We start from the raw sequence: 26,462 nt of genomic DNA on the forward strand, positions 1-26,462 counted from the left end.
TTTTTCATAGAAACATTTTTTTGGTTTTGTAATGTAAATATGAATTTCTTTTATTTAATGTACAACAACTTTAACTTATATTAACACACATTAAAGTGAATAATATAAGTTAAAGTATATAGAATACATCCAAAGTACATCAGAACTTTGTGTAACTTTCGGAAATTGTTTTGAGATTTTTAATTTGTAGTTTTCAGTCGTATAATCTTAGTGTTTATAATTAGGTGATTGGCGATTAGATAACATCTTTTACAAAAATCGCTTTCTTAATGTATTCCAAAAATAAAGAAAACTTACTTTTAACCTTTTTCATAATATAAAATGTTAATATTTTTGTGGTAATAAATTTACAATCTTTATGCCAAAAGTCAATGCATAATTTTTATTTTTTTAACATTTTTCTTTAATAAATTGTAAACTGTTGTATAATAGCTGTTTGGAGTTTTTTTTCTTTTATTTTTACTTTTACAGGTATAAATTTCTTTTATTTTGTTAATTTTTAGAAAGTATTGATGTTATTTTTATTTGAAATTTTGATATCTGCAAAAAATGTAACCCAAAAGAAATGCAAATCCACTATTACTCTTTTGCATTATTATTTCCATAAACCCTCAAAATTTCATAAATTTGCAAATTGCCGTATTATACAGCAATTAAAAGCGAAATTTAATGGAAGAAGAAAAAAAATCACTCAATTTTATTGAGCAAATTATCGAAGATGATTTGGCAAACGGTCTGGGAAAAGATCAGCTCCGTTTCCGTTTTCCGCCTGAACCAAACGGTTATCTACATGTAGGTCATACAAAAGCGATCTGCATCAACTTCGGTTTGGGTGAAAAATACAATGCTCCCGTAAACCTTCGTTTCGACGATACGAACCCTGAAAAAGAAGAACAGGAATTTGTAGATTCTATTATGAAAGACGTTGAATGGCTAGGTTTCAAATGGGATAAAGTTTTGTACGCCTCCGATTACTTCCAGCAGCTTTACGATTGGGCAGTTCAGTTGATAAAAGAAGGGAAAGCTTACGTAGATGAGCAGCCGTCTGAAGTGATTACCGAGCAGAGAAAAAATCCGGCAGAACCGGGTGTGGAATCTCCTTTCAGAAACCGTCCTGTTGAAGAATCTTTAGATTTATTCGAAAGAATGAAAAACGGTGAGTTCGAAAGCGGTTCTATGTCTCTTCGTGCAAAAATCGACATGACTTCACCGAATATGAACATGCGTGATCCTGTGATGTACAGAATTCTGAACAAACCTCACCACAGAACAGGAACCGATTGGAAAATTTACCCAATGTACGACTGGGCGCATGGTGAATCTGATTATATTGAACAAATTTCTCACTCGCTGTGTTCTTTAGAGTTTGAAAACCACAGACCTTTATACAACTGGTACTTAGATCAGGTGTACGAAGAAGGAAAAGTGAAAAACAAGCAGAGAGAATTTGCGAGAATGAACGTTTCTTACATGATTACTTCCAAAAGAAAACTGCAGAGGCTGATTGCCGAAAATGTAGTAAACGGTTGGGATGATCCGAGAATGCCTACGATTTCCGGAATGAGAAGAAAAGGATTTACGCCTGCTTCCATCAGAAATTTTATTGAAAAAGTAGGAGTTGCCAAAAGAGAAAATCTTATTGAGCTTCAGTTACTGGAATTCTGCGTTCGTGAAGACCTTAATAAAGTCGCAAAACGTGTAATGACGGTTGTGGATCCTGTCAAATTAGTCATTGAAAACTATCCGGAAGGAAAAGAAGAATGGCTGGAAACAGAAAACAATCCTGAACAGGAAAATGCAGGAACAAGAGAAATTCCGTTCTCCAGAGAATTATATATTGAGCGTGAAGACTTTAAAGAAGAAGCAAACAACAAATTCTTCAGACTAAAGTTAGGCGGAGAAGTTCGTCTGAAATCTGCTTACATCATTAAAGGTGAAAGAGTAGAAAAAGACGAAAACGGAAACATTACGACCATTTACGCAACCTACGACGAAAAATCCAAGTCAGGAAGCGGAACAGAAGAAAGCTTAAGAAAAGTAAAAGGAACCATTCATTGGGTGTCTGCGAAACACGCAATTCCTGTGGAAGTAAGAAATTACGACAAATTATTCACTGTGGAACAGCCAGATGCAGAGAAAGATGTCGATTTCCTAAACTTTATCAATCAGGATTCTGTAACTACCATTCAGGGATTTGCTGAACCAAGCTTAAAAGATGTGGCAGTTGGAGAACCTCTTCAATTCCAGAGAATTGGCTATTTCACGAAAGATCAGGATTCTACGGATACAAACTTTGTATTCAACAGAACTGTGACGTTAAAAGACTCTTATAAGCCGGAGTAAAAATTTATTATACATATAAATAAAACAGGGCTTAATTTTTAAGCCCTGTTTTTTGTTTTTAACCCTAACGAAACAAAAATGATAACCAAAAAATAAGGTTATCCGTGAAAAGTATTTGTGTCATTCGTGTTTAAAAACAGTAATTAAAATTAAAAATTGTGAAACTTATATATCTATACACCAACTCATTCAAAGGGCTTTCCAAAGAAAGCTGGATGCTTGCTTTGGTCATGCTCATCAATCGGGCAGGTTCCATGGTGCTTCCTTTTCTGGGAGTTTACATGACCGATCATTTGAAATTCAGTATCGAAAATACAGGAATTGTACTCAGCTTTTTCGGAATCGGTTCGGTAATCGGTTCCTGGCTGGGCGGATTTATTACAGACAGAATCGGGGAATACAGAGTTCAGTATCTCAGTTTATTGCTCAGTGTGCCTTTATTTTGTATGATTCCTCTATTTAAGACAGAAATAGGAGTGGCGACCATTATTTTGCTGCAAAGCATTGTAAGCGATTCCTTCCGTCCTGCAAATTCGGTTGCCATTACAAAATATGCGAAACCCGAAAATATCACCAGAGCATTTTCCTTAAACCGGATGGCAATAAATTTAGGCTTTTCCATTGGTCCTGCTTTGGGCGGTATTTTATCGGCAATTTCCTACGAATTTTTATTTTTCAGCAATGCTTTTACAGCTTTGGTGGCGGGAATTTTATACATCGTCTTTTTCAGAAAACGAAACATTCTGGCAAAATTAAAAGCCCGAAAAGTGCAGGAATCCATAGAAATTAAAAAAGAAAATTCACCTTACCGCGATGGTAAATTTCTGGTTTACTGTTTTTTCTGCATGCTGTTTTCAATCTGTTTCTTCCAGTTATTCAGTACGCTGACTATTTTTTATAAAGACACAGCACATCTGAGTCAGCAAAGTATAGGATATATTTTGGGATACAGCGGCTTTTTAGTCGTTTTACTCGAAATGGGATTGGTACAGGTTGCCGAAAAATATTTCAGTCTTGCTGTAACCATGCTTTTGGGAACCTTCATCTGTGGATTTGCTTATGCCATGCTTGGTTTTGATTACAGTATCGTGACTTTGGTTGTATCCATGAGCCTTCTCTGCGTAGGAGAAATTTGGGCTTTGCCGTTTATGTCAACCATCACGGCATTACGCTCCGGAAAAAACAACAAAGGAGCTTACATGGGCTTGAACGGAATTTCATTCTCCATCGCCTTTATTGTAACACCTACTTTGGGAACGTTCATCGCCGAAAGATTCGGATTTACCATATTATGGATCGGGACAGGAGTTTTATCCACAATCATTGCCATTGCGTTTTATTACATTGTTCCGTGGATGATTGGCGACAGAAAACAGGCAGAATCTTAAATATTTTGGGCGTGTCCCTCATTCCGGAGCTAAACCTCATAGGTTTTTAAAACCTATGAGGTTTCCCCTTACAATTCGGGTCGGGCTGCTTTGGGGTTCGCTTCGCTTCCGTACTCGTTCGTTCCTCACTCGCACCGGCGCCTTCGTCGCCGCCCGCCGCATCCCTCACGCGAACGAAGTAGTTCATAGAAATTTCAGTCCGTCACAGAAAATGTTATCATCAATTTCGTCTGAAGCCCAACTCACATTATTTTAAACAAATCTTCTGCGAATTTATATTTTCCACACAGAAAAGTACAGTTTTTGCTTCCCTTCATTCAATGACAAAACTCTGCTTTCTATTTTCATTATGTTCCGTTTCCCTGCTGTTTTCTCAAGAAAGAGATTCTGCAGCACTGATTTCAGAAGTCAGAATCGATGCCTACAAGAAACCCACAACTTTTATTTCGTCCACAAAATCGGTTGCTGTGGTTTCAGAAAATCTGCTTAACCAGAATACACCCGAAAGAATGCTCGAATCCATCAATCAGATTGCAGGAGCCAGAATGGAAGAACGTTCTCCCGGAAGCTACAGGATTTCCCTTCGCGGAAGCACTTTGCGATCCCCTTTTGGCGTTCGGAATGTGAAAGTTTATCTTGATGATTTTATTCTGTCCGATGCTTCGGGAAACACCTATTTTAATGTTGTTTCTCCTGAACTCATCAACCGGATAGAAATATATAAAGGCCCTGAAAGCGGAGATTATGGCGCCGTAACGGGCGGAACTGTTTTGCTTCAGACCAGAAAATCAGACCAGATTTCCGCAAATCTGGCAATTGGAAGTTATGGAACCTTTAACCAGAGTTTTGATCTTTCCAAACACATTGGGAAGCACTCTTTTCAGGTTTTTCAGAACTATTATCAAACCGATTCTTATCGGGAACAGTCGAAGGTTCAGCGAAAGCAGATTTTTGTAAAAGACCATTTTCAATATTTAGAAAATGGATTGCTCAAAGCCATGATTTTGTACGCTGATCTCGATTATCAGACTCCGGGAGGACTCACGTTAGAACAGATGCAGATCAACCGGAAACAGGCAAGACCGGCAACCAAAACAGTTCCGGGTGCAAAAGAACAGGATGCCGGAATCCGCAATAAAATGATTTTAGCAGGAGTTTCAAATGATTATAACTTCAGTCCGGATTTCTCCCATTTCATTTTAATTCAGGGTTCTTACGTAGATTTTGAAAATCCGTTTATCACCAATTATGAAAACCGTTTTGAAAAGAATTTTGCACTAAGAACGCATCTCAATTACGAAAAAAACTGGAATACTGTTTCATTAGCCTACCGATTGGGATTTGAAGTCGGAATTAATGATATTTTGGTCAGAAATTACGATAATAATAGAGGGACAGAAGGAAACCCGCAGAATTTCGATCAGATTAAAAATACTTCAGGATTTTTCTTTCTTTCTCAAAAACTGAATGTCAGCGAAAAATTATTCACCGATCTTTCCATCAGTTTAAATTCAAATTCTTACGACTGGAACCGGATATATCCCCGAAATGAAGAAGGAAAAGTTCATTTTAAAAATCAATGGCTGCCCAATTTTGGGTTTACCTATCTTTTGGGAAAAGGTTTTTCTGTGCGCGGAAAAATAGGGAAGGGGAATTCTGCACCCACGAATGAGGAAATCCGCTCTTCGAATCAGCAGTTTAATACAAATTTAAAACCCGAATTCGGTTGGAACAAGGAAATCGGGATTCGAAAACAATTCGGCAACTATATTTTTGTGGAAGGAAGTTATTTTGATTTCCGGATGAAAGATGCAATTGTGAGAAGGCAGAACGAAGCAGGACAGGAATACTTCGTCAATTCCGGAGAAACCGTTCAAAAAGGTATTGAAATTTTAATGGAATCGAAGAATTTTAATCTGAAAAACAACTTTTTAAGCCATTTTAAATTCAGGTTTTCGGGAAGTTTTTACGATTTTACATTTAAAAATTATCAGCAGAGCGTAAATGATTTTTCAGGAAATGAAATCACCGGAGTTCCCAAAACAACAATCAACAGTTTGCTGAATTTTACGTTTTTCAGAAAACTTTCGGTAGATTATTCCCATTTTTACACGTCAAAAATTCCTTTGAATGATGCCAATTCAGTATGGTCGGAACCAAGTTTGGTTGGGAATATTCAGTTCAGATTTCCTGTACATTTTGAAAAAACGAGAGTCAGTTTATATCTTCAGATTCAAAACTTATATAATGAAGAGTACGTTTTAGGCTTCGATATTAATGCTTTCGGAAACCGTTATTACAATCCGGCTGCCAAAAGAAATTTTGTGTTGGGGATGAAGGTTGATTTTTAATGTCATTGCGAGAAGCGAAGCGACGAAGCAATCTCGTGTTGTTGTCCGCAATTTGTAATCATTAAAAAATTTTGGATTCTTTGCTGAGTGAAAAGTTTATACTGAGTTTGTCTAAAACTAAACAGATGCTTAGTTAAAAATAAACAATAAAAATAGATAAAGATTGCTTCGTCACGTTTGTTCCTCGCAATGACATTATTTCGAAAGAATGTTTTTCACAATCATTTCCGCATGAATTCTCGAATTTTCAATAAACCAGAGATGTGTATCTTTTCCTCCGCAAACCACACCCGCCAAATACAGATTCGGAACATTGGTTTCCATGGTTTCAGGATGATAAAGCGGGTTCAAACAATCGCCCTGCAATTCGATTCCGGAATTTTTTAAAAAATCAAAATCAGGAAGATAGCCGGTCATTGCAAGAACAAAATCATTTTCAATTTCCTGCAGTTCACCTTTTTCATCTTTAAAAACAACGGAATGTTGTTTAATTTCCATTAATTCGGCATTGAAATAAGCAGCAATACTTCCTTCCGCAATTCTGTTTTCAATGTCCGGTTTCACCCAGTATTTTACACTTTTTGAAATCTCGGAATGTCGGATAATCATGGTGACTTCCGCGCCTTTTCTGTAAGTTTCCAAAGCAGCATCGACTGCCGAATTGCTCGAACCTACCACAACGATTTTCTGTTTTGCGTAAGGATAAGGTTCTGTATAATAATGTTTTACTTTGGGTAAATCTTCTCCGGGAATATTCATCAGATTCGGAATATCATAGAATCCCGTTGAAATAATGACGTTTTTCGCTAAATATTTTCCTTTCGATGTTTCAATGGTGAAAATTTCATTCTCTTTGGAAACTTTTTCTACCTTTTCATATAAATTGATTTTGATATTCCGCTGTCTTGCAATTCCCTGATAATATTCCAATGCTTCCTGTCTTCCCGGTTTTGGAGCCGTTGAAATAAAAGGAATTCCATCAATTTCCAGTTTTTCGGCAGTCGAGAAAAAACGCATATACAAAGGATAATTGTACAGAGAATTAACGATGGTTCCTTTTTCGATAACCCGATAAGAAAGATTGTTTTTCTGCGCTTCCAGTGCACAGTTCAGCCCGATCGGTCCGCCTCCGATGATAAGAATATCTAAAATTTCCATAGAACAAATGTAAGGAAAAGCCATCAACAAAGACTTTTTCAGTAAAAGCAAAAAACTATTCTTTTCATAATGACCATCTATTCGAAAAATATGAAATTCCTTCAACAGTAAACTTTCAAAACGATTCTAAAAGCATGGCATTTATTTTGGTAAATGATAATCAGACATTAAAAACATGAAAAAAATAATCATTTCCTTGCTGGTTTTATCTGCGGTTGCGTGTAAGAAGAACCCTGAAAAATTCGTTAATGATGAGGTTAATGCTAAAGGCAAAACCATTACGGATAGTTCAATCAGTAGTAGAACGAAAATTACCAAAGATCAGGCTTTAAAAAAGATCAATGAGGATATTATACAGGCTTTAAAGGATAAAAACTTTAAGAAGTTTGCGGAATTTATTCACCCTGAAAAAGGAGTCCGTTTTTCGATGTACGCTTTCGTGAATCCAAAAGAAGACAAAAAATTTTCAAAAGCAGATTTTATCAGATATCAACCTACCAAAACACTTTTCATTTGGGGAACAATGGACGGTACCGGAGATCTGTACAGAGCGAATATCCATGATTATTTAGCAGACTGGGTGTACTCCAAAGATTTTGCGACAGCGCAGGTTTCTTTAAATGAGTTTCAGGGAAAAGGAAATTCTCTGAATAATGTAAAGGAAATTTATCCAAATGCAGATTTTACGGAAAATTTCATGAAAGGCTCAGAAGCCAACTCCGGAATGGACTGGAAATGCCTTCGTCTGATTTTTGAAGAATTTCAGGGAAAATATTATCTGATTGGTGTTGTTAACGATCAGTGGACGATTTAGAATAAATTAAAAAAACTTCGACAGATCTAGTTCGATGTTGTGAATACTCAGTGTAATATTTAAACAATGTATCATTGTTAAATGTGTTTTCATTCATAAAGAAGTTCAACGATCTTATGTCATTCTGACGAAGGAAGAATCTCATAAATAGTTGTTTTGTAAGTAACTGAATTGTTAATAACTTATTCCGGTAGAGACCCTTCGACAAGCTCAGGGTGACATCTCTAATACTAACTGCAATATTTAAACAATATATGATTGTTAAAGATGATTTTCATTGAGACAGGAGTTTGACGATCCTATGTCATTCTGACGAAGGAAGAATCTCATAAATATTTGTTTTATAAGTAACTGAATTGTTAATAACTTATTCCGGTAGAGACCCTTCGACAAGCTCAGGGTGACACCTCTAATACTAACATAATATGATGTCTATACAGTAGCGTTAATATGTAAAATCTTCGTGATTATAAAATTTCCGCTAATTTTTTAGTTAAATTTTTTCTTGAAAACTGTTCAATATTCTGAGTGTTTTCTGAAAGATTTCCGTCTTTCCAAAGTTCAAATTTTTCTAAAATAAATTCTTTAATTTTCACGGAATCATCATAACTGAAATGTTTTCCGGCTTGTGTTTCATTTAAAATTTTCGAAACATCTGCATCTTTAGGTCCAAAAGAAATAATTTGTTTTCCTGTTGCCAGATATTCAAATATTTTTCCGGGGATGATTCCTTTGGAAGAATCGTTCGGAAAGTTGGTGATGAGCAGTATTTCCGAAGTCTGCATTTCTTCAATCGCTTTGTCGTGGGAAAGATATCCTAAATTCAGAATATGATTTTTCAGGTTTGAATGTTCTATTGAATTCAGAATTTTATCATCAATTCTTCCTGCAAATTTCAAAGTAAACTTTTCAGCGAATTCTTCATTTTCTGTAACCAGATCATTCAGAGCTTTCCATAGATTTTCAGGGTTTCTCAACTGTTCCAGAACACCGATGTAACTTAATGTGAATTTTGTTTGAGTGTCGGAGAATTTAAGTGTTTGAGAATTTGAGTCTGACTCGTCAAAACCATTCGTAATACAAAGTGCATTAGCTCCGTTTTTACGGAAATTTTCAGCATCGGTGTAACTTGTTGCCAAAGTAATATCTGCATTTCTGAAAACTTCGCTTTCCAGTTGACGGTGCTTTTGGTCGGAACTTTTGGTCAGTTTTAAGTGTTTGTAATAAGAGATTTCTGTCCACGGATCACGGAAATCGGCAATCCACTTTAGGTTAGGAAGTTTCTTTTTTAAATTCAAACCAATCAAATGCAGAGAATGCGGCGGCCCTGAAGTTACCACAACCTCAATCTGATTTTCTGTTAAATATTGTTCCAGAAATTTCACGGAAGGTTTTACCCAGAAAACTCTCGCATCGGGAATGAAAAAATTGCCTCTCACCCAAATCGAAAGCTTTGATTTCCAGCTTTGATTTTTACCGACATCAAACTGCCCCGCTTTAAATTTTTTATTGCTTTTGTTCAGTTTTTCAGCCAGTTGATAAGGCTCCCAGATTTTTGTTTTTACAATTTCCAGATCTTTCGGAACATCTTTCATCAAACTTTCATCCAGCAAAGGATAACTCGGGTTTTCCGGTGTATAAATCACAGGTTTCCATCCGAATTCAGGTAAATATTTTGCAAATTTCAGCCATCTCTGCACACCGGGACCTCCTGCAGGAGGCCAGTAATAGGTGATGATGAGTATTTTTTTTTGAGAATTCATTGATAATTATTTTAACCGCAAAAGGGGCAAAAGATGATGATGCTTTTTTAGATATTCAAAAGGTGACAAAATGTAATTCACTATTTTAATCGTATTGATCAAAATATTTATTAATAAATGTCTCTTGACCAAAGTGATAAATATTTTTTACATTAAAATTTACTAAAACACCTTTTGGTACTTTTAGTAGATTCATATAATTTAGAATTTGAGATTTGTGAATTTCCAAAAGAGAAGATACAGCTTTTATTTCCAAAACAATTAAATCTTCAATCAGGAAGTCGCATTTGAAATCACAATTTAAATACTCATCTTTATAAATTACAGGAATTTGAAACTCAGATTTGTATTCGATATTCCTTAATTTAAACTCTTTTTCTAAAGCTTTATGATATACAATTTCTGCCAAACCTGCGCCTAAAATCTTGTGAACTTCTATACAAGCTCCATTAATTCTATAGGTAAGATCTGTAATGTATTTTTGAGTAATCATAAGCTCAACGCTTTTTCAAACTTTTGAATTTCTAAATCTTTTCCATTTGTCTTTTGTCTCTTTTGCGGTAAAGAAAATAAATTCCAGCGCCACTCAAAACAATAAATAAACCGAAGCAGATTAATGAAATCCATTTTCCTTTTTCGATAACTTCCGGTTCGAAGACCATTCTCACACTATGATTTCCCGCAGGAACGTGAACGGCACGAAGAAGATAATCTGCCTTAATGTAAGGAACTTCTTTTTCGTCGATGAAGAATTTCCATCCGTGAGGATAGTAAATTTCAGAAAAAACTGCCAATTGCGGCGTTTTGGACTGAGATTTAAATTCCAGTTCGTTGGGTTGATATTTCGTTAAATTGATGAAGGCTGTTGAGTCTGCCTGAACAGGTTTTCCATCAAAATATTTCTTATCATCTGCGGAAATAACAGCGGTTCTTTTGCTGTTGATGGTTCCGATTGCTTTGATTTCCTGATTCGGAGATTCTACGAATTTAAGATCGCTTACAAACCATGCGTTTCCGTTGGCTTTTGGATTCGGCATTGCCTGAGGTTGTTCCGGACCTCCTAAAACCAAATATTTTGCATTCAGAAGATTCAGGATATTCGGAACTTTTACGGAATCCATGATCTGGAAATATTCGTTGATTACATCATCGTATCTTCTCAGTTTTACCGCATGATAACCTCCAATAGAAGATTTGAAATAAGAAGTATTTGTTTCGCTGAATGTTCCTAAAATATTGTTGAAAATTCTGTAATGCGTTTTGTCTTTTTCGGCGATGGTTTCTAATGTTTTGTTCACATTTACATTTGCTAAAATAGGTTCCAGATTTGGATTTCCCTGAACTTTTTCAGCCATCAGATCTGAGCTTTCCGTCTGGAAGGGATTTTCAGCAAAGATTTTATCAACATAATTATCATCGTTCAGATAACGTTTGTTAACCGTCCAAAGATCGAATAAACTGACTACTCCAATAATGACCAAAGCAATGTTCTGATTCAGCTTTTGCTTTAAGACAAGGAATAAAGCAGCAACTGCAATAGCAACATAAATGAATGCTTTAATGGCATCGATTCTGAATAATTTAAATCTTTCGTCTATAAGATAATCCAGTAAGAAAGGAGGAAGATAGGTCTTTTCATTATCGGTATGAAATCCTAATAAAGATTTTCCGAAAACCAGTAAAATCAATACAAATCCTAAAGTTCCGCCGCCTACGTAAAGAAGTGTTTTTTGTTTGTATTCCTGTGTGAGTGTTTTATCTGTGAAGAATCTGTATAATCCGATGATCGCAATTAAAGGAAATAATAATTCTACAACCACCAAAATAGAAGAAGGTGCTCTGAATTTATTATAAAAAGGCACAAAATCGATGAAAAAGTCGGAAAGTGCCATGAAATTACTTCCCCAAGCTAAAAATACGGTAAGAATAGAAGCTCCTAAAATCCAGTAGCGGTATTTTTTCCATGCGATGAAGAATCCTAAAAGCGCAAGAAAACAAACAATAGCTCCCTGATAAGCAGGTCCCGAAGTTCCCGGCTGATCTCCCCAATAGGTTAGATTCCCGAAACCTTTGGAAATTCTGTCATATTCAGCTTGTGAGCTTACGTTTTCCTGAACCAATTCCTGAATTTTAGCCATCATTTCTTTTCCTTCCGGTTCCTGACTTCCGCCTCCCATCAATCTCGGGATGAACAGGTTTAAGGTTTCCAGTTTTCCGTAGCTCCACATCAGCATACTTTCTTTATCCATTCCGGAATCTCCGCCTGTATTGCTGCTGTTCGTAAGGATCTGTTTTCCACGAACGGTTTCTTTGATGTACTCTGAATTCGCCATGATTCTCTGAGAATTCATTCCGACTCCGATTAAACATGAAGCGGCAACAATTCCGGACGAAATCAGGAAGTGTTTCATTGGTGTTTTTTTCAGAATACCTCTTATCAGCTCAGAAAGGAATAAAAATCCTAACGCTAAGAAAAGATAATACGTCATCTGTGGGTGGTTTGCAGCGATCTGAAGCCCCATAAACAAAGTCGTGACGATGAATCCCCAAACGTATTGTTTCCGGATGTAAACGAGTAAAATTCCGGCTAAGAGCGGTGCGAAATATTCAATGGTATTGATTTTTCCGTTGTGTCCCGCAGCAATGGCAATATAAAAATAGGTGGAAAGTCCGAAAAAAGTAGCTCCTAAAAGGGCGTATTTCCAGTTTCTTACCACAACCATTCCCAAAAGAAAAAATCCTGCGGAAAGAAGAAAAAGATAATTAACCGGTCTTGGCAGAAAATTCAGTTTGGAATCGATTTTTTTGATGATGTCTCCGTTAAACTGACTTCCCATCTGATACGTCGGCATTCCTCCAAACATGGAATCGCTCCAGTAGGTTTCCTTTCCGGTATCGGCTCTGTAATCGAGAAGCTCTTTTGCACCGCCTCGATATTGCACGATATCATGCTGAAAAAGCTGCTTTCCCGTGAAAACAGGAGTGGAGTATAAAAATGCTAAAACGATAAATACAACTAATGAAATTGCAATATAAATCAGGTTTTTATTTTTCGCCATGTTGATGGTTATTATCTAAATATTTTTCGGAATTGTTATCTTTTGCTGTTGTTTTCTTTTACCTCTTCATAATCAACGGTTTCTGCATCCCAGTTGATTTTTTTCTTCGTATTGTCTGAGTTTCTGATGTCCTGCTCCTTTCTGTTTTCGTTTCTGTTCTGGTTAGACAGATAGCTGTGGAATTTTCTGAAAAAGATTCTCTTCAGGATATTCCACACAAAATAGATGATAATCGTTGCGAGTACAAACTCAAAAATATGTTTCATCATAATAAAAATATTTAAGGTTTAATGCTCAAAGCCTCTGTAACGCTTTGACATTTCAACTTTAAACGATCTGCTTTATTTCGCAGAAGGATTTACCATTACAGAAGAATTGGAAACACTCGTCATAGACTGAGATTCTTTTCCTCTGGAAATACTTTCAATCTGTGTCGTTTTTACAGAAATATTCTGGTTTTTGATCCATCCTGTATTCTGGTCAAACGTAATCGTTCCGTTTTGTGTAAGTTCCGTGCTTAAGCTGTGCGTAACATCACCCTGATTTTCCTTATTAACTTTCTTAGGAATTCCTCCGGTTACAGAAATTTCAGCCACTCCGTTTCCTACACTTTTCAGAATATAGTTAGACGTCACTTTAATTCTTCCCTGTGCATCAGCATTTTCGCTGTTTGTCCATTTTTCGCCGATTTTTGCACCTTTTTTAGGGATAATCGTCAAATTTTTGTTGAACTGATCTCTAAGAACTTTTTCGTTGAAAGATTCCTTAAGACTTGCAACTACGCTTTCTTTCTGGTTTTTATCTTTAATCAGCGATCCTACAGAATTGGCAACTTTACTGTAAACAGCATCAAAACCTGTAATAGAAATTACATTTCCTTTGGTGTCCATCTTCATGTTCAGCTTATTTCCGGTCAATGCTCTGTTGATATTCCAGATCATCTTCAGGTCATCCTCTTTCGGGATCGGCAGTTTCGTATCTACTACGATAGTTTTTCCCTGTGCCGTCTGAGAGCTTCTTTTTGCGATTAAATTTAAGGTAATATCGTAAACATTCCCTTTAATATCATTCACCGTAAAAGACATTTCGTCGGTAGATTCACTCGTTCCGTTCAAAGTTTTCCCTTGAGGATCAGTCATGGTTTTCGTATCTCTCTGATACGTTGTTAAAGGATAAGTTTTTCCTTTTTCCAGTTTAAAAGTCTGCGTATACACTCCCGCTGAATCTTTAATCGCCGGATTTTCCTCTACTTTCGCTACAGAATCTGCCGGAACTTCCACCGTAATCGTTTTTCCGGTTTTAGGATCTACTTTTGTAATTTTTGCCGTTTCTTTTTTGTTGCACGAAACAATGGCTATGGTTGAAATGAGCGCTAACGCTGCTATGTTTTTCATTGTAAATTTTTAAATGTTAATCGAATTAATTGGCTTTCATAAATTTCTGTCTCACCGCTTCATATAAAATTGCTCCACACGCAACAGAAACATTTAAAGACTGTGTTTTTCCCTCGATCGGAAGTTTTATTTTTTCATCAGAATGGTGAAGAACCTCTTTGGAAATTCCTGTTTCTTCATTTCCCATAACGATTGCACAAGGTTCTGTAAAATCAATATCATAAATTAATTTTTCAGCCTTTTCGCTTGCTGCAAATACGGAAATGCCGCTTTGCTGAAGAAAATCTACCACATGAGCAAGATTCGGAGCTTTACAGATTTTTACATTATAAAGAGCTCCTGCTGAAGTTTTTATCGCATCGGAATTAATCGGCGCTGCTCCTTTTTCGGGAATAATCACCGCATCTACTCCCACACATTCTGCGGTTCTGCAGATGGCGCCAAAGTTTCTGACGTCTGTTAATCTGTCCAGAATCAATAAAAAAGGAGTTTTTCCGTCCTCAAACAATTGAGGAACCACATCTTCCACTTTATGAAAAGGAACATCCGAAATAAAAGCAACCACTCCCTGATGATTTTTTCTCGTAAAACGATTCAGCTTTTCTACCGGAACGTAATTGGGACGGATTTTATTTTTCGCCAGAATGGCTTTAAGTTCAGCATAAATAGGTCCCTGCAATGCATTCTGCACAAAAACCTTGTCAATTGTTTTTCCCGCTTCTATAGCTTCAATTACGGGACGCAGCCCGAAAATAAAATCGTCTTTCATTGAATAAATTTTATGTTAAAGGTTCAAAGTTCAAAGTTTTATGTTTAAAGTTTAATGTTTTGAGTTCTCTGTTTTAAAGTGAATCCGGTTCACATCAAGAATTTTAAACTTTAAACCAGAAACAATTATGTTTTGTACTTTGTTCCTTTTAAATCTGTTATATTTAAATATTTAATAAATGAGCCAATCTTTCGGCTTAATACTTCAGTCTGTTCTCTTAATGTTTCAAATTTTTCCTCAGAGATAAAATTTCTGTCAAAAACCCGGTATAACTGTGACCTTGTTTCGCCACAAGAAGCTTTTACTATTGAAAGAAACTGAATAAATTCTCTGTTTCCGTTTCTTTCAAAACCTTCAGCGATATTATCCATCACTGAACCCGAAGAACTATCAATCTGATTGCAGAGTTTAAAATTATTTTTAAGATTAGTAGATTCAATAATTCCGTAAATTTCTTTACACAATTCGCGCGATAATTTCCAAATTTCTAAATCTTCGAATCTATTTACTGTTGCCATGAACCTTAAACTTTAAACTAAAAACCTTGAAACTCTAATACTTTTCCCCTAAAATAGCTCTCTTCTGCGCCAAAGCATAGCCATAATGCAGACCTTCGTGCATATTGTTAAAAATAATGGCATCCTGAATGCTTTTCAGATCCAGCCCAAAACTTGTGGTGTAAGGTGTATAATCTGAAAAGAAATCGCTGTCGTAATCTTTCATCAGGATTTTTGAAGTTTCGGTTAGTAAAAACTCCAGATCTTCCACTTCAGATTTCTGCACATCCAGATTCGGAAGCGTTCCTTTTTTGTAGGTCTCAATCCAGTATTTATCAATTCTGAAAGGATTTCCGCTTAGATAATAGTGTAGCAACTGTTGTGTAGCAACCGTATGAGCAATGTTCCAGTAAAGATTATTGTTGAAACCGTCCGGAATCAGTAAAAGATCTTCATGAGAAGTGTTTTGCAGAATATCCAGAAGGTTTTTTCTTACTTGTCTGTGTGCTTGAAAATGATAATTCATTTTGCAAAAATTTTAATCTCCAAAAATAGTTTAATAAACTGGAAATGACAATTTTTGAACGGTGGATTAAAGCAAAATTTATATATTTTTAAGAAAAATAATATTGATTGTATTGAGTTTTAAGCCTTCATCTATTCAGGATCCTGCATTAATGCCGGAATATTTAACAAACTTTAACTCAAAAATGGCATTTTTTGTGTTGATTAATGCAAGTATTTATTGGAAATTTACCCATTATTTTAAATCAAGATATGTCAGAGATCAATCAAGCTGAAGATATTCGTCAATTGACGGAGCAGGTAAAAGAAGCAAACTACTTTTTTTCTCTTTTGAGACAGGAAATCAACAAGGTTATTATTGGACAGGAATATATGATAGACCGTCTTCTGATCGGTCTTTTAGGCAATGGTCACGTTCTTTTGGAAGGTGTTCCGGGACTGGCAAAAACTCTGGCGATAAAAACTCTGGCTGAAGCGGTTCACGGAGAATTTTCCAGAATTCAGTTTACGCCGGATCTTCTTCCTGCGGATGTTGTGGGAACAATGATCTACAATGTAAAAGACAATGATTTTTCCATAAAAAAAGGTCCTGTTTTTGCGAATTTCGTTTTGGCGGATGAGATCAACCGAGCGCCTGCGAAAGTGCAGTCGGCTCTTTTGGAGGTGATGCAGGAAAAGCAGGTAACCATCGGAGACGAAACCATGAAGCTTCCAAAACCGTTTTTGGTATTGGCAACGCAAAACCCGATCGATCAGGAAGGTACTTATCTTTTACCGGAAGCACAAAGCGACCGTTTCATGCTGAAATGCACGATTGATTATCCAAAACTGGAAGACGAAAGAACCGTAATGAGAATGGTTTCCACTTCACATCAGCCAACTGTAAAACCTGTGATTTCACTTGAACATATTGTTGCGGCGAAAGAATTGATCAATCAGATCTATCTTGATGAAAAGATTGAAAAATATATTCTGGACATGGTTTTTGCCACCCGTTTCCCTGAAGATTACGGACTGTCTGAACTTAAAAATTACATCAGTTTCGGGGCTTCTCCGAGAGCATCAATAAATCTTGCGATTGCTTCCAGAGCGTATGCTTTCTTAAAAGGAAGAGCATTTGTAATTCCGGAAGATGTAAAATCGCTGGCAAAAGATGTTCTGAGACACAGAATCGGATTAACTTTCGAGGCTGAAGCGGAGGAAATTTCTTCAGAAGAGATCATCAACAGAATCTTAGCAAAAATTCAGGCGCCATAATGAGTGAGGTAATTATTAGAAAGGCAGTTCAGGAAGATTGTGAACCGATGCTGGAATTAATTAAAGAACTGGCGGATTATGAAAAGGCTTTGCATGAAGTTACCTTAACTTTAGATCGGTTTATTGAAGACGGATTTGGAAAATCTCCAGTTTGGGGAGCTTTTGTAGCAGAATTCAATGGTGAAATTGTCGGGATCTCTTTGTATTACGACAGATATTCGACCTGGAAGGGAAGAAGATTGTATCTGGAAGATCTTGTGGTGACGGAAAATCTGAGAGGAAAACAGATCGGCAAGAAATTATTTGAAGCCACCTTGGAATACGGAAAATCTAACCAGTACAGCGGAATGGTTTTTCAGGTGCTCAACTGGAATGAACCAGCGATTAATTTCTACAAAAAATACAGCCCGAAATTTGATGACGAATGGCTGAATGTATCTATTGAATTTAAATAGGATAGGAGTTGGAAGCATGATGATGGAAGTTTACAAAATCTCAAAAAAACGCTTATACACTAAAACACTCAGACAAAGGAAATGCAGATAAAAGATATTGTAAAAAAAGTAAAGCAGATAGAAATCCGAACCCGAAAGAAGACGGAAGCTACTTTAATGGGGCAATATCACAGTGCTTTTAAAGGACAGGGAATGACGTTTTCGGAAGTTCGTCCCTATCAGTTTGGAGATGAGATCCGCAGGATCGACTGGAACAAAACGGCACGTTTCCGCGAACCTTTCGTAAAAGTAATGGAGGAGGAGCGTGAACTGACGATGATGCTGGTTGTGGATATTTCCGCTTCAATGGATTACGGAACTAAAAATCAGCTGAAAAGAGAATACGTTGCAGAAATTGCAGCAAGTTTAGGTTTTTCAGCAGCCGGAAATAATGATAAGGTAGGTTTAATTCTGTTTGCGGATAAAGTGTACAAAGTAATTCCGCCACAGAAAGGAAGAAAACATATTTTATCGATAATCAGTACCATCTTAACAGCAGATTATATTCCTGCCATTTCAAAAATGGATAAAGCGATGGAATACATGATGGGAATTTTCAAACGAAAATCTCTGGTCTTCCTGTTTTCTGATTTTGAAGATGAATATGACACTAAAATGCTGAGAGTCGCTTCCAAAAAACATCAGTTGTTGGGAATGAGAATTTATGATGAAAAAGACAATGAAATTCCGGATGTGGGATATACCTTATTATATGATGCAGAAACCGGAAAGCAAATTTGGGTAAATACCTCAAGTGCAAGATGGAGATACAATTTTGCCGAAGCCAAAAAGCAGAAGCTGAAATCTTTAGAAGAAGATTTTGCCAACAGTTCGGCGAGTTTTATGAATATTAGTACAGGTTCGGATTATTCGAGATTACTGTATAATTATTTTCAGAAGAAATAAAAATAGACACTTTTTGTCATTGAGAGGAGGAACGACGAAGCAATCTTTTTTAATACAGATTCTTCCTTCGTCAGAATGACAAAAACGACGTTAAAATTTAATAATAAAATTGAAAAAACTATTATTTATATTTTGTTTTTTAATCTGTGCAAATGCGTTTTCGCAGATCCTTTCTTCCAGTGTTGAGAAGAAAACCATTGCTTTGGGAGAAGTGAACCATATTGTGATCACGATAAATAATCTGAACAATGAAAAAGTTTCTGCAGCTCGCGAGAATGAGTTGCTGCCTTTTCATTTCGAAGAAATTAAGGACAGTATTGCGCAGACTCAGGATGTTTATTACAGAAGGATTGAATTTGCTGTTTTTGATGAAGGAAAATTTACCATTCCCGAACTGGAATTCAAAGTCAACGGAAAAGTTCTGAAAACAATTCCTTACGAAATTGATGTCATTAATACGGCTCAGAAGACTGACCAGATTAATGACATTATGAACAACAAAGAAGTAAAACTTGAAGCTACCGATTACTGGGAACTGTATAAATTTTACATATTAGCCGCCATTGCGGTGATTTGCCTCATCATTGCGGTCATCATGTTCATAAAATACGGACGAAAACCAAAAGATTCGCCGGTTGTCGCCACAAATCAGACCCTGAAGGAACTGGATTCTCTCAAAAAGAAAAAATATGTGGAAAGTGGAAATTATCGTTCATTTTATGTTGAACTGATCGATATTTCCCGAAAATTCATCGCAAAACAATACCGCGTTCCGGCAGATGTTTTACTAACGGATGACCTTATTGATGTGATGAAGAAGAACAATACCATTTCTCAGGAAAATGAAAAAATAGTGGAAGACGTATTTTTAAGAGGCGATCTGGTGAAATTTGCGAAAACATTCCCGGATCAGGCAACCATGGAAAAAGATTTTGCCGACATCAGAGATTTTGTAAAAAGATCCTCAAAAGATCTTGAATTTGAAAACTTGAGAAAGGATGCCTGATTTTGAATTTTACAGTCCGTGGTTTCTGTTGCTTTTCGCGCTGTTTATCCCTTTGTTATTCAGGGATGCAAGCCGACAGAAAAGAAAAGGAATAAAAGTTCCCACGGTAAAAAATATGGGGGAAAGCGGTGGAATTCATTTCATTATGTTTATCCTGCGAATTTCGAAGTATATTATTCTTTCTGCACTCATAATTGCGATGGCAAGACCGAGAACTTTTACGGTTTCTCAGGACAGAGACGACACCAAAGGAATCGATATCATGCTTTCTGTGGATGTTTCCCTGAGTATGCTGGCAAAAGATTTAACGCCCGACCGTTTAACGGCTTTAAAGGATATTGCGATTAAATTCGTTAATAAAAGACCGAATGACAGAATTGGTCTGGTTGCCTATTCCGGCGAAGCATTTACCAAAGTTCCGGTAACGTCCGATCATCAGGTTGTTGTGGATGAACTGAACAATCTTAATCCTCTGGAATTACAGCCGGGAACAGCCATCGGAGAAGGACTTTCCGTTGCGGTTAACCATTTGAAAAACAGCAAGGCGAAAAGTAAAATCATCATTCTGATGACGGATGGTGTGAATACCATTGAAAATGCAATGCCTCCTGCAATTGCTGCGGAACTGGCTAAAAATAACGGAATTAAAGTATATTCCATCGGAATCGGAACGAACGGATATGCTTTAATGCCTACACAGACCGATATTTTCGGAGATCTTGTTTTTACGGAAACCGAAGTGAAAATTGATGAGCCTGTTTTAAAAGAAGTCGCACAAATGACGGGCGGAAAATATTTCAGAGCCACATCAAACAGCAGTCTTGAAGAAGTGTATGACGAAATTAACCAACTGGAAAAATCTGATGTAAAGGTGGCAAAGCTTTTCAATTATCAGGAATATTTTAAAATTTTCCTGTGGATTGCTTTGGGTATGCTGTTTTTAGACGCTTTACTGAGATGGGTGTTTTATAAAATTTTAAGTTAATGGATTGGTATTTAGGAAATTATTGGTTTTTATTATTGCTGTTGCTTTTGCCGCTGTTAGCTTCCTTTTTGATCCGTTTTCTGAAATGGAAAAAAAAGAAAAGAGAAATTTTTGCAGACAGCCAGTTTCATGAGCAGTTATTCGAGAAAAAATCCGGTTTTACCAAGTTTTTTCCGGCTCTGTATCTTTTCGGAACATTGTTTTTAATATTTTCGATTATCGATTTGTTAAGCGGTTCAGAAGAAATTAAAACCAGTCAGAAATTAAATAATGTCATTTTCATGCTGGATGTTTCCAACTCGATGAATGCTGAAGATATTAACCCGAGCCGTTTAACGGAAGCAAAGAATCTCATGCTTCAGACGATGCAGAAGATGAAAAGTGATAAGGTAGGAATGGTGATTTTTGCAGGACAGGCAACCTCCATCATGCCTTTAACCACAGATTACAGCTCGGCAGAAACCTACATCAGCGGAATCGAAACAAACTCCATGCAGATTCAGGGGACAGATTTTCTGAACGGGATGAAAATTGCTGCCGAAAAATTCAAAAATGTAAGCAAAGACGGAAGAAAAGTTGTTTTGCTGAGTGATGGGGAAGACAACGAAGGAAATGACGAAGCAGCGATACGACTGGCTAAAAAAGAGGGAATAATGATTACGTCCGTCGGAATAGGAACAGAAGAGGGAGCTCCGGTTCCGGAATATGTTTTCGGACAGTTAATGGGGTATAAAAGTGACATTAACGGACAGACCGTTATCTCCAAAAGACAAACGGAAGCACTTAAAAAAATGTCTGATGCAACCGGAGGAAGTTATATCGACGGAAATAATATCAACGAAGCACCGGACAGAATTTTAGACGCATTAAGAAAGAAAACCGGTTCATCTGAAACGATGGTGAAATCACAAAATGCCAATCATTATTACCAGTATTTTCTGGCAGTTTCTCTGTTTTTCTTCTTTCTGATTTATTTATTTAATCCTAAAAGAGACTTTAATTTATAATAATCCGGATACATTGTCTCAGAATCAGACCATTACTTTAACCCAATTTTAACAAATAAGACACTGTTTATTAACATTTAAAGGAATAATTTTGCACATAATGAATACTAAAATCATTTTTTTATCGTTTATAATTGCTTTCATCTTTCCGGGAAATCTTTTCGGGCAGAAAAATTACAGGACTTTAGTCTATGAAGGCAATGAAAAATTCAACGGTAAAGATTATGATGGAGCGTCTGTAAAGTATCTGGAAGCGATAAGAACCAACAGTAAAGATTTTACGGCGCACTACAATTTAGGAAACGCATTATATAAAAGCAAAAAATACGAAGAGGCAAAAGCAGAATTTGAAACGGCTCAGAAACTTTCTCAGACGCTTCCGGATAAAGCAGCCGCTCTTCATAATTTGGGGAACACCTATATGCAGATGAACAAGCCTGAAAAGGCAGCGGAATTTTACAGACAGTCCCTGAAGCAAAATCCGTACAGCGAAGTAACAAGAAAAAATTACGAAATTGCCAAGCTGAAGGATAAGGAAAACCAACAGAAAAAACAACAGCAAAATAACTCCGGTAAAGGAGGCGGTGGTAAAGACCAACAGCAAAATGATGATCAAAAAGGAAAAGATCAAAAGCAGGATCAGGGACAAGGTCAGCAGAATAAAGGAGACGGACAGGGAAATGATCCCAACCGGAACCAGAATAATGAAGGCAAAATCCCTAAAGGTCTCGAAAATCAAATACTCAACAAAGTAAGCGACAAGGAAAAAGAAACCGCCAGAAGAATTTTGAATAAAAATTCTTATTCGATGCCCGAGAGCAACGAGAAAGATTGGTGATGCAGAACAGAATTATCTACATATTACTCTTTATGTCTTCCGTAATTTCTTACGGACAGGTAAATCTTTCTGTAACTCCGGATAAAACCACATATAGCTCCAAAGAAGTTGTCAATCTCAGTATTGTTCTTGAGGTAGAAGGCGCTGAATACAATCAGCAGACAAAACTTCGTCTTCCGGATTTTTCCAAATTCAATCTTATCGGAACAGGCTCACTGAGCAATGGATTTATAGATCCTGAAAGTAACGTTGCGGTTTCCCAAACCATCACAAGACTTGCTCTTGAGCCCAAACAGAAAGGAAAAGTAAAGATCGGATCTTTCCTGATTACCATCAACAATAAAATTTATAAGACGGAACCTTTTGACATTTTTATTAAGGATGTAGAAAAGAAACCGGTTGCAGCCAATAATGCTTCAAAAGATGTTTATCTCAATATGGAGATTGACGACCGTGAAGTGTATCAGGATCAGCCCACCATTGCCGTTCTGAAAGTCTATTCAAAAAACATGGATAACTTTAGAAGAGTAAGAAACATTCATCTTCCCGAGCAGGACAATCTGGATGTTTTTCCGGTAAGTTTTACCAAATCTGAGATTGATCCTTCCGACGCGGGAAATATGGCATCCCAGATTCTGGCTGTATTTATGGTTTTCCCGAATGAAGCGGGGTATGTGGATATTCCGGGAGTTTCGGCTTCGCTGAATTCCTACGCGCACAAAAACAAACTCGTTTCCAATAAAGTAAAAATTAACGTTAAAAAACTTCCTGAAGGTTCTCCGGAATGCTTTAAAAATGCGGTAGGAAACTTCAATGTAACGGTTGCCAATACTTCAAAAGAAAAAGTTGAGGTTAAAAAACCAATGAATGTTCTTATAAAAGTAAGCGGTGAAGGTAATCTTAAAAGCATGGAGCTTCCCAAAATTGCGGAATCTCCGGATTATGAAGTTTTTGCACCCAAAATTACTTCACGTGTCACGGTGGGAACGGAAGGAATGAAAGGGGAGGTTTTGGCAAATTATCTTGTTATTCCTAAAAAAGCGGGAGAAATTACGATTAAAACAGAGCATTTCGCATTTTTCGATCCTTCGAACAAGGAGTATGTAGATCTTGGAGAACAGTCTTTAGCAGTAAATGCTTTTTCTCATGATCAGATCCTTGAATCCCGCACTGCGGTTGAGAAAGTGAATGAGTATACCAATACTTTTTTAGAAACGGTAAATACGCCGGTTTTAAAAACAACTTCATTTAAAGTAAAAGAAAAAAAGAAATTCCACTGGAATATTCTTTTCATCAATATTGCGATTTTACTTTCGTTATTCGGGATGTATCTACTGTTTAAAACGTGGCAGAAAAAGAATAAATTATCTAAAGAAACGAAGACTCCGATGGCTTTAGGTTCTGTTGCTGAAACAGAAAATGAAATCCGTGAAAAGTTTAAAACAGACATCAATGATTACTTCGGGTATTTGGAAAATCTTAAAGATAATGAAGATTATCAAAAGTTTTTTCAAACCTTCGATGAGCTTGATGAGGAAGTGAAAAGCCAATATTCTGTAAATCCGGCTGATCATTTCGCTGAGCTGCTGGAAAAAGAAAAAGGCTCGTCAATTGCCGAAGAATACAGGAATCTTATTCAAAAAGTGCAGGTTGAAAAGTATGCCCCGATAAAATCTTCCGAAGGAATGGACGAACTTTTATCAGCAATCGTTAATTTGTATTCTAAGATTAGCAAATAATTAATTTATTTTCATATTTTTGCGAAATTATTAATTGCAAGGAAATGGAAATATTTAATGATTTTTCGATTAAAGAGATTGTTACCTGTTTTATGGTTCTTTTCGCAGTAATTGATATCATCGGTTCAATCCCGATCGTGGTAAGTTTACAGCAGAAATTCGGACAGATAGAAGCTGAAAAAGCAACGATTACCGCAGGAGCGATTATGCTTGTTTTCCTTTTCGTGGGAAACAAAATTCTGAAATTTATAGGTGTAGATGTTAATTCTTTTGCCATTGCAGGAGCTTTTGTGATATTTATCATAGCCCTGGAAATGATTCTGGGGATTGAGATCAATAAAACGTCTGAAGCAAAGGCTGCATCCATCGTTCCCATCGCGTTTCCGCTGGTTGCAGGAGCCGGAACTCTAACAACTACACTTTCTCTCAAGGCGGAGTTTCATGATATTAACATTATTTTTGGAATTATTCTCAACACAATTTTCGTATATTTGGTGCTGAAATCTGCAACGTGGCTGGAGAAGAAAATGGGCGATGCAACACTCGCTATTTTACAGAAAGTTTTCGGAATTATCCTGTTGGCGATTTCAATTAAATTATTCACCGCGAATTTTGCGCAACTGGTGCAGAATTACATTAATTTTTAAGAGTTATGCAGAAGTTTTATAAAGTATTTTTGGTACTGTTCATCGTGTTTATCGCAATTAATCTTTATGCTTTAGACTGGCAATCGGATATTTTGTCTGAGGATAACCTGAAGTTTGTTTTCTCAATAGCTTCAGCGGCGATAGGTCTTATTTTGCTTTTTGTAATGAATACATGGAGCAAGATCGGAGTAAGAAAATAATTGAATTACAATTTATATAAAGCCTCTTTCAGTTTGAAGGAGGCTTTTTTATGTCTGCTTCTTATTGCATTTTAACTCTCAAATAATAAAACTCTAAAGTAAAGAGTCTTGCTCCTTTAGGAGCAGAATCTGTGTAGAAATAAGAATATATCTATTAATCAATCCGTAGGATTGATATCTATGATACGATACATTTTCTAAAGATAGCGTTCCTACGGAACGCCGAACGTCTATTCAATATGATTTCTACACAGATAAAACTCCATAGAGTTTTCTAGCGTTTTACTTTAGACAAAATCTTGAATCTTTTGCCTCTTTTTCGGTCAAATAAAATTTAAAGAAGTTTATTATTTTAAAATCGCCAGATTTTTCAGAACAGCTTCAGATTTCAGTTCAGTTTCTGTCCATTCTTTTTCGGGATTGCTTTGTGCGGTAATTCCGCCACCTACAAACAAATGAACCGCATTTTTATACAGTTTTGAACAGCGAAGATTAACAAAATACTGTACCGTTTCATCAGTCTCAATTTTTATATATCCGGCGTAGAGTTCGCGAGGAAATTTTTCAATTTTCTGAATTTCTTCTTTACAAAAATCTTTCGGAATTCCGCAAACAGCAGGAGTGGGGTGTAATTCCTGAATAATCTGATCTAAGTTTTCAGGCTTAATTTGGGCTTTAAAATCGGTTCGGAGATGCTTGATATTTCCTGAAATATGATCGTAGGTTTCAGATTCCGTTACGTTTTCAGAATACTGATTTAAAATATTTCTGATGTAGGACGTTACAGGTTTTTGTTCCTCAATTTCCTTTTCCGACCAGTTTTCAGAAACGGGAAGCGTTCCTGCGAGACTCATCGTTTCAAATTCGTGTGTTTTTTTACTGAATTTTCCTAAAACTTCCGAGAAAGCACCCATCCATGAATTTTCGTCATCGATAAAAATATATCTGAATGCATTCGGATAGGATTGACAAAGATGATTAAAGCTTTCTTTCAGATTAATTTCTTCAAAATCTGTGAAAATTTTTCTTCTTGAATAGACCAGTTTCGGAAGCTGATGCTCTTTGATAACCGCAATTACTTTTTCAAGATTTTTTAAATATTCTTCCTTGGTTTCGGCTTCAAATCCGCTTTTGTCTTCAGGTAAAATCTCACTTGAAATTGCTGTCTGATTAAAATTTTCAGGATTTAATTCAATAATTTTTCCTCCAAAATCCAATCGTTCCAATCCATCAAAAGAATAAAAACTGATAGGGTTTTCGCCGGAATTTTCATCTGTGGAATACAGTTTTTCGTCGAATGGAAATTTGAAATAAATCATTGT

24 protein-coding genes are annotated in these 26,462 nt (G+C 36.4%); 14 read left to right on the plus strand and 10 right to left on the minus strand.

Annotation, left to right across the window (positions count from 1 at the left end; all coding sequences use genetic code 11):
* Positions 1 to 669 precede the first annotated feature (669 nt).
* The 3 genes from QWT87_RS02395 (at position 670) to QWT87_RS02405 (ending at position 6,082) form a co-directional block, all read left to right on the plus strand.
* Complete coding sequence (locus tag QWT87_RS02395) at positions 670 to 2,343, plus strand: glutamine--tRNA ligase/YqeY domain fusion protein (RefSeq protein ID WP_302713265.1); 1,674 nt, start codon at positions 670 to 672, stop codon at positions 2,341 to 2,343.
* A gap of 155 nt (positions 2,344 to 2,498) precedes the next feature.
* Positions 2,499 to 3,731, plus strand: coding sequence for an MFS transporter (locus QWT87_RS02400; RefSeq protein ID WP_407933580.1), 1,233 nt, complete (start codon positions 2,499 to 2,501; stop codon positions 3,729 to 3,731).
* 320 nt (positions 3,732 to 4,051) lie between these two features.
* Positions 4,052 to 6,082, plus strand: a complete 2,031-nt coding sequence (locus tag QWT87_RS02405) for a TonB-dependent receptor (RefSeq protein WP_302713269.1) — start codon at positions 4,052 to 4,054, stop codon at positions 6,080 to 6,082.
* 195 nt (positions 6,083 to 6,277) lie between these two features.
* On the opposite strand, the gene QWT87_RS02410 is transcribed toward QWT87_RS02405, so the two are convergent.
* Positions 6,278 to 7,240 carry a YpdA family putative bacillithiol disulfide reductase gene (locus tag QWT87_RS02410; RefSeq protein ID WP_302713271.1) on the minus strand — a complete coding sequence of 321 codons (963 nt, stop codon included), beginning with the start codon at positions 7,238 to 7,240 and terminating at the stop codon, positions 6,278 to 6,280.
* 175 nt (positions 7,241 to 7,415) lie between these two features.
* Here QWT87_RS02410 and QWT87_RS02415 point away from each other — a divergent pair, with 175 nt between their 5' ends.
* Positions 7,416 to 8,054 carry a hypothetical protein gene (locus tag QWT87_RS02415; protein WP_302713273.1) on the plus strand — a complete coding sequence of 213 codons (639 nt, stop codon included), beginning with the start codon at positions 7,416 to 7,418 and terminating at the stop codon, positions 8,052 to 8,054.
* A gap of 467 nt (positions 8,055 to 8,521) precedes the next feature.
* Here QWT87_RS02415 and QWT87_RS02420 read toward each other — a convergent pair whose 3' ends face one another.
* The 8 genes from QWT87_RS02420 to QWT87_RS02455 all read right to left on the minus strand — a co-directional run bounded on the left by QWT87_RS02420 (position 8,522) and on the right by QWT87_RS02455 (position 16,062).
* Positions 8,522 to 9,817, minus strand: coding sequence for a glycosyltransferase family protein (locus QWT87_RS02420; protein ID WP_302713275.1), 1,296 nt, complete (start codon positions 9,815 to 9,817; stop codon positions 8,522 to 8,524).
* An 85-nt stretch (positions 9,818 to 9,902) separates the two neighbouring features.
* Positions 9,903 to 10,310, minus strand: coding sequence for a GxxExxY protein (locus QWT87_RS02425; RefSeq protein WP_116097837.1), 408 nt, complete (start codon positions 10,308 to 10,310; stop codon positions 9,903 to 9,905).
* A gap of 31 nt (positions 10,311 to 10,341) precedes the next feature.
* A complete protein-coding gene (locus tag QWT87_RS02430; protein ID WP_302713280.1) occupies positions 10,342 to 12,876 on the minus strand; it encodes a hypothetical protein in 2,535 nt (844 codons plus the stop codon).
* A 35-nt stretch (positions 12,877 to 12,911) separates the two neighbouring features.
* Positions 12,912 to 13,145, minus strand: coding sequence for a hypothetical protein (locus QWT87_RS02435; protein WP_370688429.1), 234 nt, complete (start codon positions 13,143 to 13,145; stop codon positions 12,912 to 12,914).
* Between the two features lie 72 nt (positions 13,146 to 13,217).
* Positions 13,218 to 14,270, minus strand: a complete 1,053-nt coding sequence (locus tag QWT87_RS02440) for a DUF6263 family protein (protein WP_116097843.1) — start codon at positions 14,268 to 14,270, stop codon at positions 13,218 to 13,220.
* 25 nt (positions 14,271 to 14,295) lie between these two features.
* Positions 14,296 to 15,039 carry a 23S rRNA (guanosine(2251)-2'-O)-methyltransferase RlmB gene (gene rlmB, locus QWT87_RS02445; protein ID WP_076392298.1) on the minus strand — a complete coding sequence of 248 codons (744 nt, stop codon included), beginning with the start codon at positions 15,037 to 15,039 and terminating at the stop codon, positions 14,296 to 14,298.
* 125 nt (positions 15,040 to 15,164) lie between these two features.
* Positions 15,165 to 15,557, minus strand: coding sequence for a four helix bundle protein (locus tag QWT87_RS02450; RefSeq protein ID WP_302713286.1), 393 nt, complete (start codon positions 15,555 to 15,557; stop codon positions 15,165 to 15,167).
* Between the two features lie 34 nt (positions 15,558 to 15,591).
* Complete coding sequence (locus QWT87_RS02455; RefSeq protein ID WP_076392302.1) at positions 15,592 to 16,062, minus strand: DinB family protein; 471 nt, start codon at positions 16,060 to 16,062, stop codon at positions 15,592 to 15,594.
* A 251-nt stretch (positions 16,063 to 16,313) separates the two neighbouring features.
* On the opposite strand from QWT87_RS02455, the gene QWT87_RS02460 reads away from it, so the two are divergent.
* The 10 genes from QWT87_RS02460 to QWT87_RS02505 all read left to right on the plus strand — a co-directional run bounded on the left by QWT87_RS02460 (position 16,314) and on the right by QWT87_RS02505 (position 25,140).
* Positions 16,314 to 17,318 carry an AAA family ATPase gene (locus tag QWT87_RS02460; RefSeq protein ID WP_076392594.1) on the plus strand — a complete coding sequence of 335 codons (1,005 nt, stop codon included), beginning with the start codon at positions 16,314 to 16,316 and terminating at the stop codon, positions 17,316 to 17,318.
* Entirely contained in the window at positions 17,318 to 17,773 is a 456-nt protein-coding gene (locus QWT87_RS02465; protein WP_302713292.1) for a GNAT family N-acetyltransferase, read from the plus strand. The genes QWT87_RS02460 and QWT87_RS02465 overlap by 1 nt, the downstream gene beginning before the upstream one ends.
* Positions 17,774 to 17,854: 81 nt before the next feature.
* Positions 17,855 to 18,718: a DUF58 domain-containing protein gene (locus tag QWT87_RS02470; RefSeq protein WP_302713294.1), complete on the plus strand. Its 864-nt coding sequence runs from the start codon at positions 17,855 to 17,857 to the stop codon at positions 18,716 to 18,718.
* Positions 18,719 to 18,827: 109 nt separating this feature from the next.
* Positions 18,828 to 19,724, plus strand: a complete 897-nt coding sequence (locus QWT87_RS02475) for a BatD family protein (protein ID WP_374117541.1) — start codon at positions 18,828 to 18,830, stop codon at positions 19,722 to 19,724.
* Entirely contained in the window at positions 19,717 to 20,709 is a 993-nt protein-coding gene (locus tag QWT87_RS02480) for a vWA domain-containing protein (RefSeq protein ID WP_108408815.1), read from the plus strand. The genes QWT87_RS02475 and QWT87_RS02480 overlap by 8 nt, the downstream gene beginning before the upstream one ends.
* Positions 20,709 to 21,716 carry a vWA domain-containing protein gene (locus QWT87_RS02485; RefSeq protein ID WP_302713297.1) on the plus strand — a complete coding sequence of 336 codons (1,008 nt, stop codon included), beginning with the start codon at positions 20,709 to 20,711 and terminating at the stop codon, positions 21,714 to 21,716. The genes QWT87_RS02480 and QWT87_RS02485 overlap by 1 nt, the downstream gene beginning before the upstream one ends.
* Before the next feature lie 100 nt (positions 21,717 to 21,816).
* A complete protein-coding gene (locus tag QWT87_RS02490) occupies positions 21,817 to 22,554 on the plus strand; it encodes a tetratricopeptide repeat protein (RefSeq protein WP_076392314.1) in 738 nt (245 codons plus the stop codon).
* A complete protein-coding gene (locus QWT87_RS02495; RefSeq protein WP_302713300.1) occupies positions 22,554 to 24,293 on the plus strand; it encodes a BatD family protein in 1,740 nt (579 codons plus the stop codon). The genes QWT87_RS02490 and QWT87_RS02495 overlap by 1 nt, the downstream gene beginning before the upstream one ends.
* A 44-nt stretch (positions 24,294 to 24,337) precedes the next feature.
* Positions 24,338 to 24,940, plus strand: coding sequence for a MarC family protein (locus QWT87_RS02500; protein ID WP_087709463.1), 603 nt, complete (start codon positions 24,338 to 24,340; stop codon positions 24,938 to 24,940).
* Between the two features lie 5 nt (positions 24,941 to 24,945).
* Complete coding sequence (locus QWT87_RS02505; protein ID WP_076392320.1) at positions 24,946 to 25,140, plus strand: hypothetical protein; 195 nt, start codon at positions 24,946 to 24,948, stop codon at positions 25,138 to 25,140.
* Between the two features lie 347 nt (positions 25,141 to 25,487).
* Here QWT87_RS02505 and QWT87_RS02510 read toward each other — a convergent pair whose 3' ends face one another.
* Positions 25,488 to 26,459 (minus strand): chorismate-binding protein, encoded by a 972-nt coding sequence (locus QWT87_RS02510; RefSeq protein WP_302713304.1) that lies wholly within the window; start codon positions 26,457 to 26,459, stop codon positions 25,488 to 25,490.
* Positions 26,460 to 26,462 lie beyond the last annotated feature (3 nt).

It is taken from the genome of Chryseobacterium urinae, assembly GCF_030518295.1.
Classification (GTDB): Bacteria; Bacteroidota; Bacteroidia; order Flavobacteriales; family Weeksellaceae; genus Chryseobacterium; species Chryseobacterium mucoviscidosis.

Bases quoted from the DNA above. Each gene is read 5' to 3' on its own strand.
- QWT87_RS02395 (WP_302713265.1), top strand. From the start codon at position 670: ATGGAAGAAGAAAAAAAATCACTCAATTTTATTGAGCAAATTATCGAA.
- QWT87_RS02405 (WP_302713269.1), top strand. From the start codon at position 4,052: ATGACAAAACTCTGCTTTCTATTTTCATTATGTTCCGTTTCCCTGCTG.
- QWT87_RS02410 (WP_302713271.1), bottom strand. From the start codon at position 7,240: ATGGAAATTTTAGATATTCTTATCATCGGAGGCGGACCGATCGGGCTG.
- QWT87_RS02415 (WP_302713273.1), top strand. From the start codon at position 7,416: ATGAAAAAAATAATCATTTCCTTGCTGGTTTTATCTGCGGTTGCGTGT.
- QWT87_RS02420 (WP_302713275.1), bottom strand. From the start codon at position 9,817: ATGAATTCTCAAAAAAAAATACTCATCATCACCTATTACTGGCCTCCT.
- QWT87_RS02425 (WP_116097837.1), bottom strand. From the start codon at position 10,310: ATGATTACTCAAAAATACATTACAGATCTTACCTATAGAATTAATGGA.
- QWT87_RS02430 (WP_302713280.1), bottom strand. From the start codon at position 12,876: ATGGCGAAAAATAAAAACCTGATTTATATTGCAATTTCATTAGTTGTA.
- QWT87_RS02435 (WP_370688429.1), bottom strand. From the start codon at position 13,145: ATGATGAAACATATTTTTGAGTTTGTACTCGCAACGATTATCATCTAT.
- QWT87_RS02440 (WP_116097843.1), bottom strand. From the start codon at position 14,270: ATGAAAAACATAGCAGCGTTAGCGCTCATTTCAACCATAGCCATTGTT.
- rlmB (WP_076392298.1), bottom strand. From the start codon at position 15,039: ATGAAAGACGATTTTATTTTCGGGCTGCGTCCCGTAATTGAAGCTATA.
- QWT87_RS02450 (WP_302713286.1), bottom strand. From the start codon at position 15,557: ATGGCAACAGTAAATAGATTCGAAGATTTAGAAATTTGGAAATTATCG.
- QWT87_RS02455 (WP_076392302.1), bottom strand. From the start codon at position 16,062: ATGAATTATCATTTTCAAGCACACAGACAAGTAAGAAAAAACCTTCTG.
- QWT87_RS02460 (WP_076392594.1), top strand. From the start codon at position 16,314: ATGTCAGAGATCAATCAAGCTGAAGATATTCGTCAATTGACGGAGCAG.
- QWT87_RS02465 (WP_302713292.1), top strand. From the start codon at position 17,318: ATGAGTGAGGTAATTATTAGAAAGGCAGTTCAGGAAGATTGTGAACCG.
- QWT87_RS02470 (WP_302713294.1), top strand. From the start codon at position 17,855: ATGCAGATAAAAGATATTGTAAAAAAAGTAAAGCAGATAGAAATCCGA.
- QWT87_RS02480 (WP_108408815.1), top strand. From the start codon at position 19,717: ATGCCTGATTTTGAATTTTACAGTCCGTGGTTTCTGTTGCTTTTCGCG.
- QWT87_RS02485 (WP_302713297.1), top strand. From the start codon at position 20,709: ATGGATTGGTATTTAGGAAATTATTGGTTTTTATTATTGCTGTTGCTT.
- QWT87_RS02490 (WP_076392314.1), top strand. From the start codon at position 21,817: ATGAATACTAAAATCATTTTTTTATCGTTTATAATTGCTTTCATCTTT.
- QWT87_RS02495 (WP_302713300.1), top strand. From the start codon at position 22,554: ATGCAGAACAGAATTATCTACATATTACTCTTTATGTCTTCCGTAATT.
- QWT87_RS02500 (WP_087709463.1), top strand. From the start codon at position 24,338: ATGGAAATATTTAATGATTTTTCGATTAAAGAGATTGTTACCTGTTTT.
- QWT87_RS02505 (WP_076392320.1), top strand. From the start codon at position 24,946: ATGCAGAAGTTTTATAAAGTATTTTTGGTACTGTTCATCGTGTTTATC.
- QWT87_RS02510 (WP_302713304.1), bottom strand. From the start codon at position 26,459: ATGATTTATTTCAAATTTCCATTCGACGAAAAACTGTATTCCACAGAT.